The 24,242-nt window shown below is 68.1% G+C and carries 23 protein-coding genes; 11 read left to right on the top strand and 12 right to left on the bottom strand.

The window, feature by feature from the left end; all coding sequences use genetic code 11:
- Positions 1-21 precede the first annotated feature (21 nt).
- Complete coding sequence (locus tag G7B71_RS01050) at positions 22-981, top strand: nitronate monooxygenase family protein (RefSeq protein ID WP_166036945.1); 960 nt, start codon at positions 22-24, stop codon at positions 979-981.
- 40 nt (positions 982-1,021) lie between these two features.
- On the opposite strand, the gene G7B71_RS01045 is transcribed toward G7B71_RS01050, so the two are convergent.
- Positions 1,022-2,050 (bottom strand): aspartate-semialdehyde dehydrogenase, encoded by a 1,029-nt coding sequence (locus tag G7B71_RS01045; protein ID WP_166036943.1) that lies wholly within the window; start codon positions 2,048-2,050, stop codon positions 1,022-1,024.
- 93 nt (positions 2,051-2,143) lie between these two features.
- A complete protein-coding gene (locus G7B71_RS01040) occupies positions 2,144-4,384 on the bottom strand; it encodes a DPP IV N-terminal domain-containing protein (protein ID WP_243406033.1) in 2,241 nt (746 codons plus the stop codon).
- Between the two features lie 158 nt (positions 4,385-4,542).
- On the opposite strand from G7B71_RS01040, the gene G7B71_RS01035 reads away from it, so the two are divergent.
- Complete coding sequence (locus tag G7B71_RS01035; protein WP_166036941.1) at positions 4,543-5,376, top strand: DUF2189 domain-containing protein; 834 nt, start codon at positions 4,543-4,545, stop codon at positions 5,374-5,376.
- A gap of 61 nt (positions 5,377-5,437) precedes the next feature.
- Positions 5,438-7,639, top strand: coding sequence for a M20/M25/M40 family metallo-hydrolase (locus G7B71_RS01030; protein ID WP_166036939.1), 2,202 nt, complete (start codon positions 5,438-5,440; stop codon positions 7,637-7,639).
- A 60-nt stretch (positions 7,640-7,699) separates the two neighbouring features.
- Here the strand turns inward: G7B71_RS01030 and rplS are convergent, their stop codons facing one another.
- The 5 genes from rplS to G7B71_RS01005 form a co-directional block, all read right to left on the bottom strand.
- Positions 7,700-8,122 carry a 50S ribosomal protein L19 gene (rplS, locus tag G7B71_RS01025; protein WP_166036937.1) on the bottom strand — a complete coding sequence of 141 codons (423 nt, stop codon included), beginning with the start codon at positions 8,120-8,122 and terminating at the stop codon, positions 7,700-7,702.
- A gap of 1 nt (position 8,123) precedes the next feature.
- Positions 8,124-8,864: a tRNA (guanosine(37)-N1)-methyltransferase TrmD gene (gene trmD / locus G7B71_RS01020; RefSeq protein WP_166036935.1), complete on the bottom strand. Its 741-nt coding sequence runs from the start codon at positions 8,862-8,864 to the stop codon at positions 8,124-8,126.
- Positions 8,861-9,241 (bottom strand): type II toxin-antitoxin system VapC family toxin, encoded by a 381-nt coding sequence (locus G7B71_RS01015; RefSeq protein ID WP_166036933.1) that lies wholly within the window; start codon positions 9,239-9,241, stop codon positions 8,861-8,863. The genes trmD and G7B71_RS01015 overlap by 4 nt, the downstream gene beginning before the upstream one ends.
- Complete coding sequence (locus tag G7B71_RS01010) at positions 9,238-9,513, bottom strand: hypothetical protein (protein WP_166036931.1); 276 nt, start codon at positions 9,511-9,513, stop codon at positions 9,238-9,240. The genes G7B71_RS01015 and G7B71_RS01010 overlap by 4 nt, the downstream gene beginning before the upstream one ends.
- Before the next feature lie 76 nt (positions 9,514-9,589).
- On the bottom strand, positions 9,590-11,125 hold the full coding sequence (locus tag G7B71_RS01005; protein WP_166036929.1) for a serine hydrolase domain-containing protein: 1,536 nt from the start codon (positions 11,123-11,125) through the stop codon (positions 9,590-9,592).
- Between the two features lie 127 nt (positions 11,126-11,252).
- Here G7B71_RS01005 and G7B71_RS01000 point away from each other — a divergent pair, with 127 nt between their 5' ends.
- Entirely contained in the window at positions 11,253-12,200 is a 948-nt protein-coding gene (locus G7B71_RS01000) for an NAD(P)/FAD-dependent oxidoreductase (RefSeq protein WP_166036927.1), read from the top strand.
- On the opposite strand, the gene G7B71_RS00995 is transcribed toward G7B71_RS01000, so the two are convergent.
- The 5 genes from G7B71_RS00995 to ffh form a co-directional block, all read right to left on the bottom strand.
- Positions 12,201-13,577, bottom strand: a complete 1,377-nt coding sequence (locus G7B71_RS00995; protein ID WP_166036925.1) for a sulfatase-like hydrolase/transferase — start codon at positions 13,575-13,577, stop codon at positions 12,201-12,203.
- A gap of 73 nt (positions 13,578-13,650) precedes the next feature.
- Positions 13,651-14,262 (bottom strand): porin family protein, encoded by a 612-nt coding sequence (locus tag G7B71_RS00990; protein WP_166036923.1) that lies wholly within the window; start codon positions 14,260-14,262, stop codon positions 13,651-13,653.
- 92 nt (positions 14,263-14,354) lie between these two features.
- A complete protein-coding gene (rimM, locus tag G7B71_RS00985; protein WP_166036921.1) occupies positions 14,355-14,840 on the bottom strand; it encodes a ribosome maturation factor RimM in 486 nt (161 codons plus the stop codon).
- A gap of 3 nt (positions 14,841-14,843) precedes the next feature.
- A complete protein-coding gene (gene rpsP / locus G7B71_RS00980; RefSeq protein ID WP_166036919.1) occupies positions 14,844-15,440 on the bottom strand; it encodes a 30S ribosomal protein S16 in 597 nt (198 codons plus the stop codon).
- A gap of 29 nt (positions 15,441-15,469) precedes the next feature.
- Entirely contained in the window at positions 15,470-16,933 is a 1,464-nt protein-coding gene (gene ffh / locus G7B71_RS00975; protein ID WP_207774684.1) for a signal recognition particle protein, read from the bottom strand.
- Positions 16,934-17,144: 211 nt separating this feature from the next.
- Between ffh and G7B71_RS00970 the strand changes: the two genes are divergently transcribed.
- The 7 genes from G7B71_RS00970 to G7B71_RS00940 all read left to right on the top strand — a co-directional run bounded on the left by G7B71_RS00970 (position 17,145) and on the right by G7B71_RS00940 (position 24,240).
- A complete protein-coding gene (locus G7B71_RS00970; protein WP_166036915.1) occupies positions 17,145-18,782 on the top strand; it encodes an EAL domain-containing protein in 1,638 nt (545 codons plus the stop codon).
- A gap of 75 nt (positions 18,783-18,857) precedes the next feature.
- Complete coding sequence (gene dapF / locus G7B71_RS00965; protein WP_166036913.1) at positions 18,858-19,679, top strand: diaminopimelate epimerase; 822 nt, start codon at positions 18,858-18,860, stop codon at positions 19,677-19,679.
- Positions 19,676-20,953 (top strand): tRNA (N(6)-L-threonylcarbamoyladenosine(37)-C(2))-methylthiotransferase MtaB, encoded by a 1,278-nt coding sequence (gene mtaB / locus G7B71_RS00960; protein WP_166036910.1) that lies wholly within the window; start codon positions 19,676-19,678, stop codon positions 20,951-20,953. Before dapF ends, mtaB begins: the two co-directional genes overlap by 4 nt.
- Positions 20,950-21,882, top strand: coding sequence for a signal recognition particle-docking protein FtsY (gene ftsY / locus G7B71_RS00955; RefSeq protein WP_166036908.1), 933 nt, complete (start codon positions 20,950-20,952; stop codon positions 21,880-21,882). The genes mtaB and ftsY overlap by 4 nt, the downstream gene beginning before the upstream one ends.
- Positions 21,879-22,511 carry a septation protein A gene (locus G7B71_RS00950; protein ID WP_166036906.1) on the top strand — a complete coding sequence of 211 codons (633 nt, stop codon included), beginning with the start codon at positions 21,879-21,881 and terminating at the stop codon, positions 22,509-22,511. The genes ftsY and G7B71_RS00950 overlap by 4 nt, the downstream gene beginning before the upstream one ends.
- Before the next feature lie 11 nt (positions 22,512-22,522).
- A complete protein-coding gene (locus tag G7B71_RS00945; protein ID WP_166036904.1) occupies positions 22,523-23,467 on the top strand; it encodes an ABC transporter ATP-binding protein in 945 nt (314 codons plus the stop codon).
- Positions 23,464-24,240 (top strand): ABC transporter permease, encoded by a 777-nt coding sequence (locus G7B71_RS00940; protein ID WP_166036902.1) that lies wholly within the window; start codon positions 23,464-23,466, stop codon positions 24,238-24,240. The genes G7B71_RS00945 and G7B71_RS00940 overlap by 4 nt, the downstream gene beginning before the upstream one ends.
- The last annotated feature ends 2 nt before the right edge of the window (positions 24,241-24,242 follow it).

Here is a 24,242-nt window from a genome sequence, read left to right as displayed (position 1 = left end):
TCCTTTCGCTACGCAGCCGTCATGAGCTTGCCACCGATCTTCGATCGCCTGCGCCTGCCCGCGGTCGGCGCGCCCCTGTTCATCGTGTCGAATCCCGACCTCGTCATCGCCCAGTGCAAGGCGGGCATCGTCGGCAGCTTCCCGGCCTTGAACGCGCGGCCGCAGAGCCTCGTCGACGAGTGGCTCCACCGCATCACCGAGGAGCTCGCCGCGTGGGACCGCGACCATCCGGACACGCCCGCCGCGCCGTTCGCGGTCAACCAGATCGTCCACCGCTCCAACGACCGGCTCGAACAGGACATGGCGACCTGCGCCAAATGGAAGGTGCCGATCGTCATCACCTCGCTGGGCGCGATCCCGGAGATCAACGATGGCGTGCACTCGTGGGGCGGCATCACCCTTCACGACATCATCCACGACCGCTTCGCCCGCAAGGCGGTGGACAAGGGCGCCGGCGGCCTGATCGCCGTCGCGGCCGGCGCCGGCGGCCACGCTGGCACCCTGTCGCCCTTCGCTCTGGTCCAGGAGATCCGCGAATGGTTCGACGGGCCGCTGCTGCTGTCCGGCTCCATCTCCACCGGCCGCTCGATCCTCGCCGCCCAGGCGATGGGCGCCGACCTCGCCTATATCGGCTCGCCCTTTGTCGCGACCCGCGAGGCCCACGCCGCCGACGCCTACAAGCAGGGCATCGTCGAGGCCCGCGCCTCGGACATCGTCTATTCCAACCTGTTCACCGGGATTCACGGCAACTATTTGCGCGCGTCGATCGCGGCGGCGGGCATGGACCCCGACAATCTGCCCCAGGGCGACGTCAAGACGATGAACTTCGAAAGCGCGACGGGGGCCAAGGCCTGGCGCGACATCTGGGGCTCGGGCCAGGGCATCGGCGCGGTCAAGGAAGTCCTCCCCGCCGGCGAGTTCGTCGCCAAGCTCGCCGCCGAATATGAGGAAGCGAAGCGCGAGCTGCTGGCGAAATTCTAGTTCCCCCCCTTTCGCCGAAGGCGATGGGGAGGAACCGGGCTTATGCCGCCTTCTGGAGGTGGCGCCTTCCGAGCAGCTCGGCGATCTGCACCGCGTTGAGCGCCGCGCCCTTGCGCAGGTTATCCGAGACGCACCACAGGCTGAGGCCGTTCTCGACGGTCGGGTCCTCGCGCACTCGGCTGACATAGGTGGCATATTCGCCGACCGCCTCGACCGGCGTCACGTAGCCGCCATCCTCGCGCTTATCGACGAGCATGATTCCGGGCGCCTCGCGCAGGATTTCCTGGGCCTGCTGCGCGGAAATCTCGTCCTCGAACTCGATGTTGATCGCTTCCGAATGGCCGACGAACACCGGCACGCGCACGCAGGTCGCGGTCACCTTGATCCTGGGGTCGAGGATCTTCTTGGTCTCGACGACCATCTTCCACTCCTCCTTGGTCGAGCCGTCGTCGAGGAAGGAGTCGATGTGGGGGATGACGTTGAAGGCGATCTGCTTGGTGAACTTCTTCGCCTCGGCGCTGTCGCCGACGAAGATGTTGCGGCTCTGCTCGAACAGCTCGTCCATGCCCTGCTTGCCGGCGCCGGAGACCGACTGGTAGGTCGCGACGACCACCCGCTTGATGCGCGCGAAATCGTGGAGCGGCTTCAGCGCCACCACCATCTGCGCGGTCGAGCAGTTCGGGTTGGCGATGATGTTCTTCGCGCGGTAGCCGTCGATCGCCTCCGGGTTCACCTCCGGCACGATCAGGGGCACGTCGGGGTCCATGCGGTAGAGCGAGCTGTTGTCGATCACGGTGCAGCCGGAGGCGGCCGCGCGCGGGGCATGGGCCTTGGACGCCGCCGATCCGGCCGCGAACAGGGCCATGTCCCAGCCCTCGAAGTCGAAATGGTCGATATTCTGGACCTTCAGCAGCTTGCCGCTGTCGCCGAAGTCGATCTCGTCGCCCTGCGAGCGTGACGAGGCCACTGCCGCGACCTCGTCGACGGGGAATTGCCGCTCGGCCAGGATGTTGAGCATCTCGCGCCCGACATTGCCGGTCGCGCCGACCACGACCACCCGATAACCCATAGTCTCGTCTCCAGCGGAAAAGCGCCGCCCGCCGCACAGGCGGGCGTCATGTGAACGCGATATGGCGTCGGCTCTCCCGCCGACAAGCCATGATCAGCGCGGATCGAGCACGTTTCGCTGCAGGAAGCGCTCGATCGTCCGCCACATATGGATCTCGCGCCCCTCCCCGCTGACCCGGTGGGTCGCGCCCGGATAGACCATCATGTCGAACGGAACGCTGCGCTGCTGCAGGGCGCCGATCAGCACGGTCGAATTCTCGAACACGACATTGTCGTCGGCCATTCCGTGGATCAGCAGCAGCGGGTCGGCGATGCGGTCGACGGCGACCGCGTTGGACGCGGTGTAGGGCGCGGCGTCGGTCGCGGGGTTGCCGAGATAGCGCTCGGTATAATGGGTATCGTAGAGCTCCCAACGAGTCACCGGCGCCCCGGCGATGCCGGCGGCATAAGTGCCCGGCGCGCCCTGCAGAAGACGGAGCGTCATGTAGCCGCCATAGGACCAGCCATAGACCGCGATCCGATCGGCATCGACATAGTCCTGGCCGCGCAGCCACTGCACCCCGGCGAGCTGGTCGCGCACCTCGACCCCACCCATCGCGCGGTTGATGGCGTCCTCGAACGCCTTGCCGCGGTCGGGCGAGCCGCGGCCGTCGACCGAGAAGACGATCCAGCCGCGGTCGACGAGATATTGGTGGAGCGGGTTGGTCCAGGCGCGGGTCACCTGCCGCCCCGCGCCGGGGCCGCCATAGACCTGGACGAAGACGGGGTAGCGCCGGCCCGGCTCGCGCGGTGGCGAGAGCAGCCGATAGTGGAGGTCGGTGCCGTCCTCGGCGCGGATCGTTCCGAAGGTCGGAGTCGCGTGGCTGGCGAGGTGCGGCGCGTAGGGATGGTCCGGCCCGAGCCGGTTTTCCTCGACCCAGGCGAGGCGGCGGCCGCTCGTGTCGGCGAGATAGACCTGCTTGGGCTGGTCCGGGTTGGAACGGAAGATCAGCGCGCGAGTCGCCGCCCCGTCCATCTCCGCCTCGTTCCACCAGCCGGCCTCGGTCACCCGCTGCGGCGTGCGCGGGCGGCGCATGTCGACCCAATAGAGATGGTCCTCGAGCGGCGTGTCCATGTTGCCGGTGAAGTAGATTCGGCCGGTCCGCTCATCGACGCCCTCGATCTCGCGAACCATCCAGCGGCCGCGGGTCAGCTGAGTCCAACGCCCGTTCCTGAAGCGGTAGATGTGGGAGAAGCCGTCACGCTCCGACGTCCAGATCAGGCTTCCGTCGTCGAGCGGACGCAGGTTGGAATGGAGGTTGAGCCAGGTCTCGGCCGTCTCGCTGAACAGGATCGTCGAGCGGCCGGTCGCGGGGTCGACGCGGAGCATGTCGAGCCTGCGCTGGTCGCGGCTCTGGCGCTGGACCAGCAGGGCGCTGCCGTTGGCGGTCCAGTCGACGCGGGCGAGGTAATAGTCCGTGTCGGTGCCGAGATCGACCTTGACCCGGCCGCGGCCGTCGGGCGCCATCACATAGAGCTCGACCACCGCGTTCGGCGTGCCCGCGGCGGGATAGCGCTGTTCGAACACGCGCGTCCCCTCGGCGCCGATCGCGGTGCGGGTCACCGTGCGCACCTGCGCCTCGTCGACCCGAGCGACGGCGATGTAACGGTCGTCCGGCGACCACCAATGGCCGGTATTCCGGTCCATCTCCTCCTGCGCGACGAACTCGGCCGAGCCCCAGCTGACCGTTCCGGCGCCGTCCTGGGTCAGCTGCCGCTCGGCGCCGCTGGCGGCGTCGATGACGTGGAGGTTTTGCCCGCGCACGAAGGAGACGTAACGGCCGGTCTCGGACACCTGCGCGTCGAGCTCGGTCGCCTCGGTCTCCGTCAGTCGGCGGACATTGCCGTCGAGCGCGGCGAGATAAAGGTCGCCGTCGAGCGGCACCAGGATCGCACGGCCGTCAGGCGACCAGTCGTAATTGACGATTCCGCGGACGCCGGAGACCCGCGCCCGCTCGCGCCGCATCATCTCTTCCTCGGACAGGGCCGCGCCGGTGCCGAGCCGCTCGCCGTCGACCAGCATGCGCGCCTGGCCGGTCGTCGTGTCGACCGCCCACAGATCGTAGCGGTCGCGGTCGCTGTCCCGGTTGCGCAGCATCGTCGCATAGCGGCCATCGGGGGACAGCTTGGGCAGCCGCGGCGCCGGGCCCGACAGCGACGGGCTCGCGAACACCCGCTCGAGCGTGAGCTGCGACGGTTGTTCCTGAGCGGCGGCGGGAGTCGGCAGGATCGCAAGAACCGCCAGGATGACCGGTCCCGCTCGCCTGATGCCGTACGCCATGCCCCGCTTGCCCATGCTCACCTCCGTGGTTTTGAGGCGGGATGTAACCGGCGCGCCGGCACCGCACCAGCCATGGTGCGCCTGTTGCCGACTTATGGTACGACTCGGGCCGGCGGTCCTCCGGCCCGCCCGCGCCGGAGGCCCCGCTGCAGGTGATGCAGGAGAGGCTCGCCATGGCTGTAACCGATTCAGTGACGACTCCTTCAAAGGATCCGGCCAAAGCCGGGTCGGATGCCGCTTATCCCGTCCGCCGAGTGACGACCGACGATCTCAAGGCGTCGCTGCGGGACGGCTATCGCGATTTCATCGAGCATCGCGGCGATCTCATCTTCATCGGCCTGATCTATCCGTTGATCGGCCTCGTCGCCGCTGCCGCCGCGCTCGGCGGGACGCTGTCCCAATATTTCTTCCCGATCGCGTTCGGAGTCGCCTTGCTCGGGCCGGTCGCCGCGACCGGCTTCTACGAGATCGCCCGGCGCCAGGAGGAAGGGCTGGAATCGGACTGGTCGCATTTCCTCGACATCGTGAAGCGGCCGTCCTTCGACTCGATCACCGCGGTCATCGCGATCCTGCTCGTCATCTTCGGCTTCTGGATCGCCACTGCGGGGCTTCTCTATGCGGCGCTTCTCGGGCCGCCGCCCGGGGCCATCGGCGATTTCGTCGCTCGCCTGGTCACCACGACCGAGGGGTGGAGCCTGATCCTGATCGGCAATCTCATCGGCGCCGCCTTCGCAATTCTGGTGCTCGCCGTGAGCGTCGTCTCCCTGCCGATGCTGGTCGACCGCGACATCGGGGCTCGGTCGGCAATCGCGACCTCGGTCGCCGTCGTCCGAGCCAATTTCGGCGTAATGTTCCTGTGGGGCCTGACCGTTCTCGTCCTGCTGGTGCTCGGCTCGCTGCCCTTGTTCGTCGGCCTCGCCTTCGTGCTGCCCTGGCTCGGCTATGCGACCTGGCATCTCTACACCCGGGCGGTCGACCGCAGCACACTGCCCCCGCCGGCGGAATGACGCTGGCCCTGGCGGGCTGACCTGTTAGGTTCCCCCCCGCACCAACCGAAGGGGGGGAACGGTGGGGACACGGTTCATCGGGTTTGCCGGCATCCTGCTGGCGCTGCTTGCCGTGCTCGTCTTCAAGGGCGCGCTGGTCGCGCCGCCTGCGGTGCCCGAGGCCGCGGCGCCGGGCGCGTTCGACGCGGCCCGCGCCTTCGCCCGGCTCGAGCGCATCCTCGCCGACCGCCAGCCCCATCCGGTCGACAGCGCCGCCAACGACCGCGTCCGCAACCGCCTCGTCGCCGAGCTGGGTGCCGCCGGCCTCCAGCCGCGGGTCACCGACACGATGACCTGCAGCAATTTCGCCGACGCCCCGAGCATCAATTGCGCGCGGGTGCGCAACGTCGTCGTCACCATCGGCCCGGCCGAGGGCCGCCACCTGTTGCTGGTCAGCCATTATGACAGCAACGGAGCCTCACCGGGGGCTGCGGACGACGGCATCGGCGTGGCGAGCATGATCGAGATCGCCGCTCTGTTGCGGGGCGAGCAGCTTCGGCGGCCGGTCACCTTCCTGTTCAACGAGGGCGAGGAGACCGGGCTCAACGGCGCCCGCGCCTTCCTCGATTCCGATCCGGTGGCGCGGCAGGTCGACACATTGATCAATCTCGAGGCGCGCGGCACCGAGGGGCCGGCGATCATGTTCGAGACGAGCCGGCCCAACGCCGGCGCCATCGCCGCCTTCACCGCGGGCAGCCGCCGTCCCTTCGCCAACTCGCTGAGCACCGACTTCTACCGCCTCATCCCCAACTCGACCGACGTCGCTGTGTTCGAGGACCGACCCTGGACGATCCTCAACTATGCGATCATCGGCAACGAGACCCGCTATCACAGCCCCGGCGACGAGCTCGCCGCGCTCGATCGCCGAAGCCTCCACCACATGGGCAGCGAAGCGCTCGGCGCGGCGCGCGCGATCGCGGTCGAGGGCGTGCCGAGCGCGACGGGCGAGCGCATCTATGCCGACTTCTACGGCCTGTTCCTGGTCGTCTTGCCCCTGCTGCTCGGGCTGATCCTGCTCGGACTGCTCATCCTGTTCTTCGCCCTGCTCGGATGGCGGCGCAAAGCGCTCGGGCTCCCGCTCCTCACCGCCCTCGCCGCAATCTCCGGCGCCGGCTTGCTCGCCTTCGCCGTCGACTGGCTGACCAGCGCCTTGCGCCCCGGCGACTATTGGCGGGGCTATCCCCTGGTCACCTTCGCCTTCATGTACGTCGTGGCGTTGTCCAGCGCTTGCGCAGCGCTGCTGACGATCGGCAAGCGCGCCGATCGCGCGCAGCTGCGCATCGCCGCCTGGCTGCTCTTCCTCCTCGCCGGCGCTCTCGCCTGCCTCGTCGCACCGGGCGCGGCGATCTACTTCATTTTCCCGCCTTTGCTCGTGCCCGCCGGAATCCTCCTCGGCCGCGTGCATCCCGCCGCCGGGCGGATCGGCGCGATTGCGGCCGCGCTCCTGCTGCTCGTCACCTTCGCCGAGATCCTTCACCTCATCGAGCTCCTGCTGATCGACGGGCCTTACTGGATCCTCGCGCCGCTCGCGGTCCTCGCCACCTTGCCCCTCCTCGTCGAGGCGCGGCCGGACGGGAAGACGAGACCGCTGCTCTGGGGAGGCGTCGCCGTGGCCGCCGTGGCGTGGGCGGCGGTTCTGCTGGTGCCGCGCTCGACGCCTGACCGGCAGCAGCTCTTCACCATCGAATATATCCGCGACGACGCCGCGCGCTGGGCGATCAGCAACAAGCGCGTCGGGCTGCCCGGCCCGTTCGAAGCGATGGGGGACTGGGCGTTGACCGAACTCCCCTATTCCAGCCGCCGTCGCTGGACCCTGGCCGCGCCGGCGCTGCCGGTCCCCGCCCCCGCGATCGAGGCGGTTTCCGCCCCTGCTGCGGAGGGACGCTTGGTCACGCTCACCTTGCGCGCCAATGGCTCGAACTCGGTGGCGCTCAGGCTTCCGCCCGAAGTCCGGCTGCTTCGCGCCGGCATGCCGGGCCAGGCGCTGCCCGTCGGCGAGGGCGCCGAAGACAGCCCCTCCTGGGTGCGCTGCGTGGGCCGGAGTTGCGACGGCATGCGTCTCGAGCTGCTGCTCGGCAACGCCGAACCGGTCGATGCGCAGCTGATCGGCACCCGCGCCGGCCTTCCGCGCGAGGCGCAGCCGCTGGTCGCCGCACGCCCCGCCAATTCCCGGCCGCAATATGGCCCGGACTCGACGATCGCGATCGCCCGGGTTCGGCTCTAGATACGAAAAAGGCGGCCGCTTCGAGCGACCGCCTCTTCGTTTCGCGACTGCGCGAGAGGATCAGCCCTCGGCGGTCTCGGTCTCCTTCGGCGCGGCCGCGGTGGCCTGCTTGCCGGTGGTGCGCGGGTCGCGGCGCTCGGCGATGCGCGCCGACTTGCCGGTGCGGCCACGCAGGTAATAGAGCTTGGCGCGACGGACGGCGCCGCGGCGGACGACCTCGATCGAATCGACGTTCGGGCTGTAGAGCGGGAAGACGCGCTCGACGCCCTCGCCGAAGCTGATCTTGCGGACGGTGAAGCAGCTGCCCATGCCCTTGTTGGCGCGGGCGATGCAGACGCCTTCGAAATTCTGGACTCGGGTGCGCTCGCCCTCGACCACCTTCACCCCGACGCGCAGCGTGTCGCCGGGACGGAATTCGGGGATCGGCTTGGCCGAGGTGTACTGCTCGATCTGCTCGGCCTCGAGCTGCTGAATGAGGTTCATTTCAGTCTTCCTGTTCTCGTCGCTGCGCGCCAGAGGGCGGTGGCCTTCGTGCGCCCCCGTGGCGCTCGATCAGGTCCGGCCGCCTTAGCCGTGTATCGTCTTCCGCCCTCTGCTTACGCCAGGCGGCGATCTTCGCATGATCCCCCGATCGCAGCACTTCGGGGATCGTGCGCCCTTCCCATACTTGAGGTCGGGTATAATGCGGATATTCGAGTAGGCCGCTTTCGAAGCTCTCCTCGTCGCCGCTGGAAGGCGCGCCCATTACGCCGGGAAGCAGGCGAATGCAAGCATCGAGGAGGACGAAAGCGCCCGTTTCCCCACCGGAAAGCACATAGTCGCCGATCGACACCGGGATGACCGGCCGCGCCTCGAACAATCGCTCGTCGAAGCCTTCGAAACGGCCGCATAGGACGGAGACGCCGGGGCCGGCCGCGAGCTCGCGCACCAGCGCCTGGTCGAGCGGCCGCCCGCGCGGGCTCATCGCAAGCATCGGCACGTCCGGATCGCGCGCCAGGACATGGTCGACGGCCGCGGCGAGCACGTCCACCTTGAGCACCATCCCGGCCCCGCCGCCGGCCGGCGTGTCGTCGACCGAGCGGTGCTTGTCGGTCGCGAAGTCGCGGATCTGCACCGTGTCGAGCGACCATGTGCCGTCCGCGAGAGCGCGGCCGGCCAGGCTGTGGCCCAGCGGCCCGGGAAACATCTCCGGGTAGAGCGTGAGGATGGTGGCGGCCCAGGTCACGGCTTGGTCCAATTCTCAACCTTCAGATCGGGCACGTCGTCAAAGTCGCTCTCGTTGTTGGTAATCACCGCGGCCTCGATGCTGAGTGCGTGCGCCGCGAGCAGTCGATCGAAGCGGGTGCGCCTGAACGGCAGCCGGGCGTAAGCGCGCGCGGCCGCTTCGTCGAAGGGGAGCAACGGGATTGCCGCGAGGAACGCATCGAGGAGTTCGGGCGGAGGCGGCCGTCCCGAATGCGAACCGAGAGCGATTTCAGCGAAGCTGATGGCAGAAATGGCTATTTCGCCCGGCGAGCATCGTTCCATTCGCACGGTGAGCGGGGAATCGCGCTCGGCCATCGCGTAAATCGCGACGTTGGTGTCGATGAGATATTTGATCACGCATCACGCTGCTTGGCATGTGCGGCGATCGTGCTCGGCCGCTCCTCGAACTCGCGGAGCTCCCTAGGAATCGGCTTCAGCCAAGGCGCCTTGCCGGCAAACCCGCTGACGTCGATCGTTCGCCTCGGCGGCGCCTTGGCGCGAATGTGCAATTCGCCCTGCTCCTCGGTCACCGTCCACTCGCGGTCGGGCTCGATCCCGAGCGCAGCCGGCATCCGGATCGCGACCGAATTGCCCGACCTGAAGCTCTTGGCGGTATATTCCTTGCTCATCCGAGCCTCCGTATATACGGCCTGTATATACATTCGCTTTCGCCAGGCTTCAACGCGGTCGCGGCGCCGATTGGCGTCATTGCGGCGAGACGTTCGGCATCGGGCGGAAGCGCAGCGCCTGGATGGTCGGCGGGCTGGTCGGCGCGAGCAGCACTTGCCCGCCAAGGCGGCCACGCTCGCAGGTCCATTCGAAATAGCCGTTCAATGCGCCGCTCGGCGTGATCGGCGCGTCGGTCTGGCAGGCGCCGACCTGCTGGCGAATCTCGCCGAGGACGCGGCCCCAATTCTCCGGCGAGCGGTCCATCAGGAAGTTCATCGCAAGCCGGCCGCGGATCGGCTCGATCGAGCCGGCCTGGTAGGCGGCGCCGGCCGCGCGGTAGGTCGCCGCGAGCGCGTCGCCGACCGCTTCCGTGCGCGTCGGCAGCAGGCCCGCTCGAAGCAGCTCCTGGGCCGCCTCCATCACCTGCCGCGACGGCGCGGTGTAGGTGCGGCTGGAGAAAGCGAACAGGCCGCTATTGTGCTCCGGCAGAAGCAGCATGAACGAGCCGTAGCCGGGATAGCCGCCGCTGTGGGTGAGCATCTGGCGGAAATTGCAGTCCTGCAGCGCGATTAGGCCCATGCCGTAGGCGCTGACCATCGGGCATTGCGCGCCGCCGCTCGACGGACGCGTCGAGATTGTCGGGAAGTTCAGCCCCTGCCCCATCTCGCGCACCGTCGAGCGCCGCACCGGGCCGCTCTCCGGGTCGTCGCGCGCCGGCCAGGCGGACAGCAGGAAGCCGATCCAGCGGGCATAGTCGTTGGCGCTGGTCTGCACGCCGCCCATCGAACCGAAGGTGCCGTGGGCCATGTCGGGCTCGCGCGCCCAGGCCTCGTTCTCCCAGCGATAGCCGATGGCGCGGCGCTCGAGCGGCGATTCCGAGATGTCGTAGCCGCTCGACGCCATGCCGAGCGGGCGCATGATCGTCTGCTCGATATAGTCCTTGTAGGGCCGGCCCGAGACGTTGGTGATGATCCGGCCGAGCAGCGCGTAGCCGAAGTTGGAATATTCCATCTGCAGCTGCGGCGCGCGGGTGAACGGAACGCCCGCGCGAAGCATTCGGGTGAAGTCCGCCTCGCTCAGCACCTGCTGGCGGTCGCCCCACGGATCGTCGGTGACGAAGCCGGGCACATGGGCGAGCAGGTCGCGAACCCGGATGCGGGGAGAGTCCGCGGTCGGATAACGCCAGTTGCGCATTTCCGGCACATATTGCTCGGCGAGGTCGTCGAGGCGCAGGCGGCCCTCGTCGCGCAGCTTCAGGATGGCGAGACCGGTGAAGGCCTTGGACATGGAGGCGATGCGGAACAGGCTGTCGCCGGTGACCGGTTGCGAACCGTTCGGCTCGTGCGCGCCGAAGCCTCTGACATGGACCAGCCGGCCGTCCTGCACCACGCCCCAGACGAGGCCCGGCACGTGTTGGCCGCGCTGGAAGGCGGCGAATTGCGCGTCGAGGGCGGCGAAGACCTGCTCGCGGGTGCGCGGCGCCTCGGCGGCGGGCTGGGCCGCCGGCGCCTGTGCGGCAGCGGGCGGGGCCAGGACCAGTGCGGTGCCGAGCAGTGCGAGATATTTCTTCATGGCGTCCCCTCCCCGATTGCGGTTTTGCCGGGACTTAGCGCGCCCTTCCCGGCGGCGCCAGCAGGTGACCTAGGCGGTTCAGTCACCCAAAGCGGAACCGCGCGGTCGTTCCGGCGCTGTCACGGGAATGAGCGACTTCGACTATGACTGCCTGGTGATCGGCGGCGGCCCGGCGGGGCTGACGGCGGCCATTTATCTGACCCGCTACCATCTCTCGCTGAGGGTGATCGACGCGGGCAAGAGCCGCGCGGGCTGGATCCCGTGCACCCACAACCACGCCGGGTTTCCCGACGGGATCAGCGGCAAAGAGCTGCTTTGGCTGATGCGCGAGCAGGCGCAGAAATACGGCGCGTCGATCGAGACCGGGCGGGTGACGCGGCTGGACCGGATCGAGGGCGGCTTCCAGGCGACCTGGGGTTCGGGCTGCGTCAGAGCGCGCAAGGTGCTGCTCGCCACCGGAGTCACCAACCGCCGACCGGCAATGGATGAGGATCTGCACGATTCCGCGCTCGCCAAGGGGCTGATCCGCTATTGCCCGGTCTGCGACGGCTTCGAGGTCACCGACAAGAAAGTGGGCGTGATCGGAAGCGGCGGCCGCGGCGTCGCCGAGGCGGTGTTCCTGCGCGGCTTCACCGAGGACGTCACTCTGATCGCCCCCGATCGCGCGCACGATCTCAGCGCGGAGGACCGGGCGAAGCTCGCGGAGTTCGGCATCGCCAGCGTCGACGGCCCCTGCCAGGCGGTGGCGGCGTCCGGCGACACGATCACCATCGCCACGCCCTATGGCGAGCATCGCTTCGACAGCGTCTATCCGGCGCTCGGCTCCGACACCCATACCGAACTCGCCGGTCAGGTCGGCGCCGCCCTCAGCGCGGACACCGGCTGCATCGTGGTGGACAGCCACCAGCGCACCAGCGTGACCGGCCTCTACGCGGCCGGCGACGTTGTGCTCGGCCTCGACCAGATCAGCCACGCCATGGGCGAGGGCGGCGTCGCCGCGACGACGATCCGCAACGACCTCGCGAACGAACGGCCGATCCTGCGCGAGAAGCTGCGCGGCAACTCGATCCGCTGATCAATAGCGGTCGGCGTCGATCTGCTTGACGTCGTAGCTGAAACTGTCCGGGGGATAGATCAGCATCGACGCATTCCACGCCGCATAGGCATTCTTGAGCTCGGCGAGCTTCGCCGGTTCCTCCGCCGACCGGTCGGCGCGCTCGCGCTCGTCATAGGCGAGGTTGAACAGATGCTCCTTGCCGCCGAGCAGAAGGTATTTCCAGTCGCCATCGCGAACCGCTTCCTGGGTCGCGGTCCGATGGCGCCAGAACAGCCGGCGCGAACGCACGCTCGCATGTCCCCGGAGCACCGGCATCAAATCCTCCCCGTCGGACGGAAAAGCCGGGTCGGGCCGCCCCCCCACCGCACCGAGCAGCGTGGGGAGGAAATCCATCGTCGTCATCACCTGCGGCGAGACGGTGTTGGCGGCGACCCGTCCCGGCCAGCGCACGATCAGCGGCACGCGAAGCCCGCCTTCCAGCAGTTCGCCCTTCGCACCGGTGAACGGCCAGGTGTCCGAGAAGCGCTCGCCGCCATTGTCGCTGGTGAACACGACGATCGTATCGTTGGCGAGGCCGAGCCGGTCGATCGCCGCCAGCACCTTGCCGACATTGGCGTCGAGGCTCCCGACCATCTGGCCGTATATCTCGAGATTGCCCTGGTTGCGGTCGAAATCGTCGGTCCACGCCGCGGCGGCCGCTCGGTCGCCGGGCGCCACCCAGGGGAAGTGAGCGGCGTTGAAATGAAGACTGAGGAAGAACGGGCCGGTGCCGGCGCCGATCCACGCTGCCGCTTCGTCGCCGAGCGCATCGGTGAGATAGCCCTCGACCCGGACCGGCTCGCGATTGCGAAAGACGAGGTCGCGCGGGACGATCCGGCCGCTGGAATCGGTCTGCTGATAATAATTGGTGCCGCCGAACGGATAACCGAAGAAATAGTCGTAGCCGAAGGCGAGCGGCCCCGCCTCGGGTGCCACCCCGACATGCCATTTGCCGATCAGCGCGGTTCGGTAGCCCAGGCCCTTGAGCAGCGACGGCAGGGTCGGGTGGCCGTCGGGCAGGCGAACCTCGAAATTCACGTCGTTGATCGGCTCCTCGAGCCCGACGCGAAGACGCTGCTGGTAACGGCCGGTGATCAGCGCCACCCGGGTCGGCGAGCAGACGCAGCTGTTGGCGTAGCCCTGGGTCAGCTTCACGCCCCCGGCCGCGAGTCCGTCGATCTTGGGCGTCTCATAGTCACGCCGGCCGTAGCAGCTGAGGTCGGCATAGCCGAGATCGTCGGCCAGGATGAAGACGATGTTGGTCGGCCGCGGGTCGCATCCGGTCAGCGAGCCGGCCAGCGCAAGCGACGCGGCGCCACGCAATACGTCGCGCCGCGTCGCCCCGAGATTCTCCATCTCGCCCCTCCCCTTTTGCCGCGGTCATCCTACCCCGAGACCGTGCCCGACAAAAGGCGAAGGAGCGTCAGGCTTAGAAGCGCAGGCCGAGGCCGACCATGACCTGGCCGCGGCTCAGGTCCGCAAGCGTGTCGGTGTCGAACTCGAACTCGCCATAGTCGATGTGGACATATTCGAGGCGGCCGTAGAGGCCCGCCGCGACCGCCACTTCGCCGCCGACGCCGAGATGGTAGCCGCCGAAATCGTCGGACACGTCGAAGCCGCCGGCGCCGCCATCATCATAGCTGACGTCGACAGTGCCGTTCGAATAGCCGCCCTTGGCGTAGAGCAGCACCCGGGGCACCGGATTGAAGCCGGCGCGGACCCCCGCATAGAGATTGCGCCCCTGGTCGATGCAGCCTTCGTCGCCGCCGAACACTTCCTGGCAGGTGCGTAGATTGGAGCCTTCAAGGCCGGCATAGGCGCCAACGACGAGCGGTCCGAGGCCGAGATCATAGCCCACCTCGCCGCCATAGCTGATCGCGCTTTCGCTATCCTCGGTGGCGAGCGGGTCGCCCGTCTCGATCGCCGCCTCGACGGATTCATAAGCGAGCCGCGCCTCGACGCGCGGGCCGCTGAATTGGGCATGGGCCGGGACCGCGACCAGGAACGTGGCGGCGGCAAAGGCAGAAAGACCAAGCTTCACGATGCTATTCCCTTAAACAGGCCGGGCGCGTTCGCCGCGGCGGGGGGACCTAGCAAAGCGATTGCGGCGAAAGCGCGACCGATTGCGGCCGGTCAGGCGAGAAATGCCGGATCCACGACGACCCGTTCGCCATCGAGGTCGGCGATGCCCGGCCGGAACGGCACCAGGCCGCGCTTGCCGTCGGGCTTCTCGATCTCGATGAGGTCGCCGGCGCCGAAATTCTCGACCGCGAACACAGTGCCGAGCGGCTGCCCTTCTTGGTCCACGCAGGGAAGGCCGATCAGGTCGGCATGGTAATATTCCCCCTCCTCGAGCGCCGGCAGCGCCGAGCGGGGAATGGTGACGAGCTGACCGCGAAGCGCCTCGGCGCCGTTGCGGTCGGTGATCTCGGCGAAACGGGCGACGGGCTGACCGCCGCCCCGGATCGACTTCAAGGTAAGCGGCCGGCCTCCCACGGAGACCTGCTTGTGCCGCTTCAGGCTGTCCACGCTCTGGGCGAACAGCTTGATGCGCACCTCGCCGCCGACGCCATGGGCTCCGGCGACGGCGGCGAGGGTGACCTGACTTTCGTCCGACAAGGCTTATTCCGCCTTTTCGGCCTCCGCCTTTTCGGCGTCCTCGGCGGGAGCGGCCTCGTCGGCGCCCTCGGCGGGCTCGGAGGCGGACTCGCCCTCGTTGGTGGCTTCAGCCTCGGAGGCCGGAGCTTCGGCCTCGGCGGCCGGAGCCTCAGCCTCAGCGGCCTCCGGCGCAGCCTCGGCGGCCGGAGCCTCAACCTCGGCGGTCTCCGTCACAGCCTCTTCGGCCGGCGCGGCCGCGGCCTCGGCGGCCGCCTCGGCGGCATCAGCCTCGCGCTGGGCACGCTCCTCGGCGCGCTCCTTGGCCTTGTCGCCCGGGACAGCCTTGTTCGGGTTGCTGCGCGCGGCGCGCTCGCGGACGCCGGCAGCGTCGAGGAAGCGGGCGACGCGGTCGGTCGGCTGCGCCCCGACGCTCAGCCAATGCTTGGCGCGGTCGGCGTCGAGCTTCACGCGCTCGGGCGAATCCTTCGGAAGCATCGGATTGTAGCTGCCGATGCGCTCGATGAACTTGCCGTCACGAGCGGTGCGGGAGTCGGCCACGACGATCTTGAAATAGGGACGCTTCTTGGCGCCGCCACGGGAAAGACGAATTGAAACAGCCATTTATTTGTCCTTTCTAATTCTAACTCTGATCACTTGAATTTCTTCGGGAGGTTGAACGGCGCGCCGCCTCCGCCCAATCCGGGAAGACCGCCGGGCGGGAGCGCGGCGCCCGGGCCGCCTGGTCCGCCGAGGCCGCCCAGACCGCCGAGGCCACCGCCGCCGCCGAACATCGCGGCGAGCTTGCCGAGGCCGCCCATCTTGCGGATCTTCTTCATCGCGTTGGCCATCTCCTGGTGCATCTTGAGGAGACGGTTGACGTCTTGGACCGTGGTTCCGGAGCCCTTGGCGACGCGGATCTTGCGCTTGGCGTTGAGGAGCTCGGGCTTGGCCCGCTCCTTCGCCGTCATCGAGCCGACGATGGCGTCGAGGCGGGCGAGCATCTTGCCCTGGCCGTCGATCGCGTCGACCTGGCCCTTCAATTTGCCCATGCCCGGCATCATTCCGGCGAGCGCGCCGAGGCCGCCCATGCGCTGCATCTGCTGGAGCTGCATGCGCAGGTCGTTCAAATCGAACTGGCCCTTGGCCATCTTCTTGGCGAGGGCGTCGGCCTCCTCGGCCTGGATCGTCTCCTGCGCCTTCTCGACCAGGCTGACGATGTCGCCCATGCCGAGGATGCGGCCGGCGACGCGCCCCGGGCTGAACACCTCGAGAGCGTCCATGCCCTCGCCGACGCCGGCGAACTTGATCGGCCGGCCGGTGACCGCACGCATCGACAGCGCCGCGCCGCCGCGGGCGTCGCCGTCCATCCGGGTGAGGACCACGCCGGTGAGGGCAACCTCCTCGGAGAAGATCTTCGCGGTGTTGACCGCGTCCTGGCCGGTCATCGAGTCGGCGACGAGCAGGATCTCGGTCGGGCTGGTCGCAGCGGCCACCGCCTTCATCTCGTCCATCAGCGCCTGGTCGACGGCGAGCCGGCCGGCGGTGTCGAGCATGAGGACGTCATAGCCCTGCAGCTTGGCGGCCTGGACCGCTCGGCGCGCGATCTCGACCGGCTGCTGGCCGGGGACGATCGGCAAGGTCGCGACGTCGGTCTGGCGGCCGAGCACGGCGAGCTGCTCCTGCGCGGCCGGGCGTTGGACGTCGAGCGACGCCATCAGGACCTTCTTGCGGTCCTTCTCGCTGAGACGCTTGGCGAGCTTGGCGGTGGTGGTGGTCTTGCCCGAGCCCTGCAGGCCGACCATCATCACGATCGCGGGCGGAGTGACCGCGAGGTCGAGCGCCGCTTCCTCGGCGCCAAGCATCTCGACCAGAGCGTCGTTGACGATCTTGACGACCTGCTGGCCCGGAGTGACCGAGCGGAGGACCTGCTGGCCGACCGCCTGCTCGGTCGCCTTGTCGACGAACTCGCGCACCACCGGGAGCGCCACGTCCGCCTCGAGCAGGGCGATCCGCACCTCGCGCATCGCCGCGCGCACGTCGGCCTCGGTCAGCGCGCCGCGGCCGCGGAGGCGGTCGAACACGCCGCTCAGGCGATCGCTCAGGCTCTCGAACATCCGCAATCAACTCCAAACGAAAAACGCCGGCGGGCGAACACTCGCCGGCCAGCGCGCACCCCCCGGAGGGCGCATTTCCACCCCTCGCAAGGGATGTGGCGCGGCCCATATCGCATCGGCCCGACCAGCGTCAAGCGAAGCGGCGCCTTTACGCCTTGTTCACCCCGTTCTGCCTAGGACTTGTGGTCAACTGGAAGCAGGCAGCGAGTAGATGGCTCGTGCGAGTGCAGGCAAGGGAAGTGGTCACCGCCCGTCGGTGATGCGGGACCTTGCCATCCTGCTTCTCGCCCTCTCGCTGCTCGCCCTCTATCTCAGCCTCAGCCGCAATCACGCGGCGATCGGCGAGGCGCTGACGCGGATCGGCGCCGACAACAGCAACATCATCGTCGGCCTCCTGCTGCTCAACATCGCCCTGACCCTCTACGGCTGGCGGCGCTATCGCGACACCGCGCGCGAGCTGGTCGAGCGCAGCCGAAGCGACCATCTCTCGCTCTCCGGCGGAGCGATCGACCCGCTGACCGGCTTCCTCGACCGCCGCGGCTTCGTCCAGGCCGCCGCCGCGATGGTCGCGGGCGCGAGCCGCAAGGGCGACACGGTGGCGCTGCTCATCGTCGACCTCGACGGCTTCAAGCATGTCAACGAGGTCCACGGCCATCTCACCGGCGACAACCTCCTGCGCTGCGCCGCCGAAGTCATCCAGCACACCCTGCCCCGCTCGACCCTGACCGCGCGGCTCGGCGCCGACGAATTCGCCGCCGCCTTCCCGGTCGGCGAGGACGGGCCTGCCGAGGTCGGCCGGCTCGCCGACTGCATCGTCGAGCGGCTGGGCTCGCCGTTCAACCTCGGCGGCGTCCACACCCATGTCAGCGCCTCGATCGGGGTCGCCCAATCCGGCCCGGACGGGCGCAGCGTCGAGGCGCTTCTCCGCCGCGCCGGAATCGCCCTCAGCACCGCCAAGAAGCTCGGCCGAAGCCGCTTCGTCTGGTTCGACGCGACGATGGAGCGGGAGCTCGAGGCGCGCAACGCCACCGAGGAGGGGCTTCGCGCCGGCATCCCCAAGGGCGAGATCATCCCCTATTTCGAGCCTCAGGTGGACCTCCAGACTCAGAGCCTGCACGGCTTCGAGATGCTGGCGCGCTGGGCGCATCCCGAGCGCGGCCTGGTCGCCCCCGACGAATTCATCTCCGTCGCCGAGGAAGCCGGGCTGATCGGCGACCTCTCGCTCGCGGTGATGAAGCAGGCCTTCGCCGAGGCGCGCGAATGGGACCCGCGACTCAGCCTGTCGGTCAACATCTCGCCGGTCCAGTTGAAGGACCCGTGGCTGGCGCAAAAGATCACCAAGCTGCTCGTCGAAACCGGCTTCCCGCCCGAGCGGCTCGAGATCGAGATCACCGAAAGCTCGCTGTTCGAGAATCTCGGTCTCGCCCAGGCGATCGTGTCGAGCCTCAAGAACCAGGGCATCCGCCTCGCCCTCGACGATTTCGGCACCGGCTATTCGTCGCTGGCGCACCTGCGCGCCCTGCCGTTCGAGCGGATCAAGATCGACCGAAGCTTCATCACCTCGATCAACGACAATGCCGACAGCGTCGCCATCGTCACTGCGATCACCCGCCTCGCCGAAAGCCTCAAGCTCGCCGTCACCGCCGAGGGGATCGAGGACGAGGCCGTCGAAGGACGGCTTCGCCAGATCGGCCGCTACCAGGGCCAGGGCTGGCTGTTCGGCAAGCCGATGCCCGCCGCCGATGCCCGCGCCTTGCTCAAGAGCCGGGGCCTCCTGGTCAGCCCCGGCGCGCCCAAGCCGCACGAGGCGCCGTCCTCCGCCGCCCGCCGCGCCACGCACAACCGCTGACCGCTGACCGCTGACCGCTGACCGCTGACCGCACAGGTGGACTTGGCGCCGCCCGCCACCTAGATCGCGCGAGCGATGGGAACCCGCTTTCACAAGATGCATGGCCTCGGCAACGACTTCGTCGTGCTCGACGCGCGCGAGGCGCCGGTGGCGTTCGACGCCGACCGGGTGCGGACGATCGCCGACCGCCGCACCGGGATCGGTTGCGACCAGCTCATCGTCCTCGAACATTCCGACCGCGCCGACCTGCGCATGCGCATCTTCAACGCCGACGGCGGCGAGGTCGAATCGTGCGGCAACGCATCGCGCTGCGTCGCTCTGCTGGAAGGGGGCGAAAGCACGATCGAGACGAAGGGGGGCATCATCCGCGCGACCGCAAACGACGGCGGCGCAACCGTCGACATGGGCAAGCCGCGCTTCGGCTGGGATGACATTCCTCTCGCCTATGCGATGGAAACGGCCCCGATGCCGGTCGGCTGGGAGGATCTCCATAACCCCATCGCCGTCAACGTCGGCAACCCGCACGTCGTCTTCCTGCTGGAGGATTCGTCCGCGATCGATCTCGCTCGGCTCGGCCCGCTCATCGAGAAGGACCCGCTTTTTCCCGAAGGGGTCAATGTCAACGTCGCCGAGACCCGCATTGGCGGGATGAACCTCGAAGGCGTGCGCAGGAACGGGCTGGATCTTCGCGTGTGGGAACGCGGCGCGGGGCTGACCCAGGCCTGCGGCAGCGGCGCCTGCGCGACCGCCGTCGCGGCCATCAAATATGGCCACATGACTTCGCCCGTCGCCGTGAACCTCCCCGGCGGGACCCTGGTCATCGAGTGGGCCCCCGGCGAAAGCGTGCGCATGAGCGGCGCCGCCGTCCACGTCTTCACCGGCGAGATCGAGCTGTGAGCGTCGAGGTCGTCACCCTCGGCTGCCGCCTCAACGCCGCGGAGAGCGAGGCGATGCGCGCGCTGGCCTCGGGCGAGGACGACCTCGTCATCGTCAACAGCTGCGCCGTCACCAACGAGGCGGTGCGCCAGACCCGCCAGGCCATCCGCAGGGCCAAGCGCGCCCGTCCGGACGCCCGCGTCATCGTCACCGGCTGCGCCGCCCAGGTCGAGCCCGAGACCTTCGCGGCGATGCCCGAGGTGAGCCGGGTGCTCGGGAACAGGGAGAAGTTCGAAGCCTCCTCCTTTCTGTTCCCCCGCACCGTTCGGGCTCGGGCCGAACGACCGTGGGACGTCGAGGGTGAAGCCGAAATCCGAGTCTCCGACATCATGGCGGTCACCGAGACTGCCCCGCACCTCCTCTCCGGCTTCGCCGAGCGCGCCCGCGCCTTCGTCGAGGTGCAGAATGGCTGCGATCATCGCTGCACCTTCTGCATCATCCCATATGGCCGCGGGAACAGCCGCTCAGTGCCTGCCGGCCTCGTCGTCGACCGCGTCAAGGCGCTGGTCGACGAGGGTTTCCGCGAGATCGTCCTGACCGGTGTCGACGTGACCAGCTACGGCCCCGACCTTCCCGGCGCGCCGTCGCTCGGATTGCTCGTCGAACGCATCCTCCGCCACGTTCCGGCGCTCGAGCGGCTGCGCCTATCGTCACTCGACTGCATCGAGATGGACGACCGCCTGTTCGACCTCGTCACCGGCGACGAGCGGGTCATGCCGCACCTCCACCTGTCGCTTCAGGCCGGCGACGACATGATTTTGAAGCGCATGAAGCGCCGCCACAGCCGCGCCGAGGCGGTCGCCCTGGTCGAGCGGTTGAAGATGCGCCGTCCCGAGATCGCGATCGGCGCCGACATCATCGCCGGCTTCCCGACCGAGACCGACGACATGGCTGCCAACAGCCTCGCGCTGATCGACGATTGCGACATCGTCATGGGCCACATCTTCCCCTATTCGCCAAAGCGCGGCACCCCGGCTGCGCGCATGCCGCAGGTCGCGGCGGCGGCGATCAAGGAAAGGGCGCGGCGGCTGCGCGAGGCAAGCGCGCGGCGCAAGGCGGGCTGGCTCGAGGGCATGGTGGGGACCACGCAGCGTGTGCTTGTCGAGAAGGGTAACCGTGGCCACGCGGAGAATTTCGCGCCCGTCCAGGCGGCTCGCGGTGGCGAGGTGGGTACGATTGTCGAGGTGAGTGTGACTGGAGTGGAAGGCGAAACGCTCGTCGGGGTGCCGGCATGACCGACACGAGTTGGGCGGAGAAGATGCGGGAAGGCTTCCGGCGCACGTCGGACCGGTTCGGCGACAATCTCACCGGCCTGTTCAACAAGGCCGCGCTCGACGAGCAGTCGCTGGACGAGCTCGAGGAGGCGCTGATCGCGTCCGACCTCGGCCCCTCCACCGCCGCCAAGATCCGCGACCGCCTCGCTGCCGAGCGGTTCGAGCGCGGGGTCACCGAGGTCGAGGTGCGCCGCGTCGTCGCCCAGGAGCTGGAGAAGATTCTCGCGCCGGTCGCCGAGCCGCTCGAGATCGACGCCTTCCCGCGCCCACAGGTGATCCTCGTCGTCGGAGTCAACGGCTCGGGCAAGACGACGACCATCGCCAAGCTCGCCAACCAGTTTCTCGACCAGGACTATTCGGTCCTGCTCGCCGCCGGCGACACCTTCCGCGCCGCCGCGATCGAGCAGCTGAAAATCTGGGCCGATCGCATCGGCGTTCCGATCATCTCGGGGCCCGAAGGCGGCGACAGCTCGGCGATCGTTTTCGACGGGGTCAAGAAGGCGACCGAGGAGGGCATCGACATCCTCATCGTCGACACCGCCGGTCGCCTCCATAACAAGCGCCACCTGATGGACGAGCTCGCCAAGATCCGGAAGGTTCTCGGCCGCCTGAATCCAGCCGCGCCGCACGACGTCGTGCTCGTCCTCGACGCCACCACCGGGCAGAATGCGCTGGCGCAGATCGACGTGTTCCGCGAAGTGGCGGGCGTGACCGGCCTGGTCATGACCAAGCTGGATGGCACCGCGCGCGGCGGAGTCATGGTCGCGGCGGCGGACAAATATGGCATGCCGATCCACGCCATCGGCATCGGTGAAGGCATGAACGACCTGCGCCCGTTCGACCCCAAGGAGGTCGCGGGCGCCATCGCGGGAATAAGGGGAGTAGATTGACCGACGCCGCCACCACCAAGCCCGCCGGTCCCAGCGCTGGCGCGCGGCTGCTGATCGATCTCGGTCCGCTGCTCGTCTTCTTCCTGACCAATGGCTTCGCCCCGGTCGCCGATCAGCTCAGGGTCTTCTACGCGACCGGCGCCTTCATGGCCGCCATGTTCGCGGCGATGATCTACTCGCAGATCCGCTACAAGCACATCTCGCCGCTGCTGCTTTTCTCGGGCGCGATGGTGCTCGTGCTCGGCGGGATCACCATCTGGCTGCACGACGAGACCTTCATCAAGGTCAAGCCGACCATCTATTACGTCCTCGTCGCCGGCCTGCTCACCTTCGGCCTCGTCACCGGCCGCAACCTCCTCAAGATGGTGCTGGAGTCGGTCTATCCGGGCCTGTCCGAGCGCGGCTGGAAGCTGCTCACCCGCAACTGGATCGGCTATTTCCTGGTGATGGCGGTGGTCAACGAGGCGGTGTGGCGCACCCAGAGCACCGACTTCTGGATCGGTTTCAAGCTGTGGTTCTTCCTCCCGGCGACCTTCGTCTTCGCGCTCGCCAACGTGCCGATGCTGATGCGCCACGGGCTCGAGGCCGGCGAGGTCAAGGAAGATCCGCCCGTCCCGCCGGTGCAGTGAGAGCCGACCCAATGGATTCCGTCCTATCGATCCGCGGCCTATCGAAAACCTACAAGTCGGGCACGGTCGCTCTGAAGCCGGTCGATCTGGAGATTCGCCGAGGCGAGATATTCGCCCTGCTCGGCCCCAACGGCGCCGGCAAGACGACCTTGATCAGCATCGTCTGCGGTCTGGTGAATCCGTCGGGCGGCACGGTGACCATCGACGGTCACGACATTGTCCGGGACTATCGCGCCGCGCGCACCAAGATCGGCCTCGTGCCGCAGGAGCTCCATACCGACGCGTTCGAGCCGGTATGGTCGACGGTCTCGTTCAGCCGCGGCTTGTTCGGCCGGCCGGGCGACGATGCCTATATCGAGAAGGTACTCCGCGACCTGTCGCTGTGGGACAAGCGACGGACGATCATGAAGGAGCTGTCCGGCGGCATGAAACGCCGGGTGATGATCGCCAAGGCGCTCGCCCACGAGCCCGAAATCCTGTTCCTCGACGAGCCGACCGCTGGCGTCGACGTCGAGCTTCGCCGCGACATGTGGAACCTGGTTCGGCAGCTTCGCGAGCGCGGCGTCACCATCATCCTCACCACCCATTATATCGAGGAAGCCGAGGAGATGGCCGACCGCGTTGGAGTCATCAACAAGGGCGAGCTGATCCTGGTCGAGGAGAAGGACGCGCTCATGCGCAAGCTCGGCAAGAAGGAGCTGACGCTTCAGCTCGCCGAGCCGCTCGCCGCCGTGCCGCCGGAGCTTGCCGACTGGAACCTCACGCTGAACGGCGACGGCACCGAGCTTCACTACGTGTTCGATCCCAAGGGCGAGCGCACCGGCATCCCCTCCCTGCTGACGGCGATGCGTGACTCGGGCATCCAGTTCAAGGACCTCAACACCCACCAGAGCTCGCTGGAAGAAATCTTCGTCAGCCTGGTGAGCGACCGAAGACTAGGGGAGGCACGGTCATGAGCGTCGGCGCGTTCAACCATCGCGGCGTGCTGGCCGTCTACCGCTTCGAGATGCACCGCTTCCGCCGAACGCTGTGGACCGGCCTTGCGGTGCCGGTGATCACCACGTCGCTCTATTTCGTCGTGTTCGGGGCGGCGATCGGCAGCCGAATGACCGAGATCGACGGCATCGCCTATGGCAGCTTCATCGTCCCCGGCCTGATGATGTTGTCGCTGTTCACCGAGAGCATCTTCAACGCGAGCTTCGGCATCCACATGCCGCGCTTCACCGGAACCATCTACGAGCTTCTGTCGGCGCCGATGTCGGCGTTCGAGACGGTGCTCGGCTATGTCGGCGCGGCGGCGACCAAAGCGACGATCGTGGCTTTGGTGATCCTCGCCACCGCCAACCTCTTCGTCGACGTGCAGATCGCGCATCCCTTCCTGATGCTCGCCTATCTGCTTCTGGTCGCGGCGACCTTCTGCCTGTTCGGATTCATCATCGGCATCTGGGCCAAGGGGTTCGAGCAGCTTCAGGTCATTCCGCTGCTCGTTGTAACGCCTTTGACCTTCCTCGGCGGCGCCTTCTACTCGATCGACATGCTCGCCGAGCCATGGCGCACGATCACCCTGTTTAACCCCGTCGTCTACCTGATAAACGGCTTCCGCTGGACCTTCTTCGGCACCGCCGACGTGCCGGTCGGCTACGCGCTTGCGGCGACCTTCGCCTTCTTCCTGCTCTGCCTCGCCGTCATCGCCTGGATCTTCCGCACCGGATACCGGCTGAAGGCCTAGCT

The sequence above is a fragment of the Sphingosinicella sp. YJ22 genome (genome assembly GCF_011320075.1).
In the GTDB taxonomy this organism is placed as follows: domain Bacteria; phylum Pseudomonadota; class Alphaproteobacteria; order Sphingomonadales; family Sphingomonadaceae; genus Allosphingosinicella.
Note: the sequence above shows the minus strand (reverse complement) of the source record. Positions and strands in the feature narration are given on the sequence as shown.

What these genes read in the sequence shown, in the direction of transcription:
- G7B71_RS01050 (WP_166036945.1), top strand. Translation starts at nt 22, where the DNA reads ATGAGCTTGCCACCGATCTTCGATCGCCTGCGCCTGCCCGCGGTCGGC.
- G7B71_RS01045 (WP_166036943.1), bottom strand. Translation starts at nt 2,050, where the DNA reads ATGGGTTATCGGGTGGTCGTGGTCGGCGCGACCGGCAATGTCGGGCGC.
- G7B71_RS01040 (WP_243406033.1), bottom strand. Translation starts at nt 4,384, where the DNA reads ATGGGCAAGCGGGGCATGGCGTACGGCATCAGGCGAGCGGGACCGGTC.
- G7B71_RS01035 (WP_166036941.1), top strand. Translation starts at nt 4,543, where the DNA reads ATGGCTGTAACCGATTCAGTGACGACTCCTTCAAAGGATCCGGCCAAA.
- rplS (WP_166036937.1), bottom strand. Translation starts at nt 8,122, where the DNA reads ATGAACCTCATTCAGCAGCTCGAGGCCGAGCAGATCGAGCAGTACACC.
- G7B71_RS01010 (WP_166036931.1), bottom strand. Translation starts at nt 9,513, where the DNA reads ATGAGCAAGGAATATACCGCCAAGAGCTTCAGGTCGGGCAATTCGGTC.
- G7B71_RS01005 (WP_166036929.1), bottom strand. Translation starts at nt 11,125, where the DNA reads ATGAAGAAATATCTCGCACTGCTCGGCACCGCACTGGTCCTGGCCCCG.
- G7B71_RS01000 (WP_166036927.1), top strand. Translation starts at nt 11,253, where the DNA reads ATGAGCGACTTCGACTATGACTGCCTGGTGATCGGCGGCGGCCCGGCG.
- G7B71_RS00995 (WP_166036925.1), bottom strand. Translation starts at nt 13,577, where the DNA reads ATGGAGAATCTCGGGGCGACGCGGCGCGACGTATTGCGTGGCGCCGCG.
- rpsP (WP_166036919.1), bottom strand. Translation starts at nt 15,440, where the DNA reads ATGGCTGTTTCAATTCGTCTTTCCCGTGGCGGCGCCAAGAAGCGTCCC.
- ffh (WP_207774684.1), bottom strand. Translation starts at nt 16,933, where the DNA reads ATGTTCGAGAGCCTGAGCGATCGCCTGAGCGGCGTGTTCGACCGCCTC.
- G7B71_RS00970 (WP_166036915.1), top strand. Translation starts at nt 17,145, where the DNA reads ATGGCTCGTGCGAGTGCAGGCAAGGGAAGTGGTCACCGCCCGTCGGTG.
- dapF (WP_166036913.1), top strand. Translation starts at nt 18,858, where the DNA reads ATGGGAACCCGCTTTCACAAGATGCATGGCCTCGGCAACGACTTCGTC.
- ftsY (WP_166036908.1), top strand. Translation starts at nt 20,950, where the DNA reads ATGACCGACACGAGTTGGGCGGAGAAGATGCGGGAAGGCTTCCGGCGC.
- G7B71_RS00945 (WP_166036904.1), top strand. Translation starts at nt 22,523, where the DNA reads ATGGATTCCGTCCTATCGATCCGCGGCCTATCGAAAACCTACAAGTCG.
- G7B71_RS00940 (WP_166036902.1), top strand. Translation starts at nt 23,464, where the DNA reads ATGAGCGTCGGCGCGTTCAACCATCGCGGCGTGCTGGCCGTCTACCGC.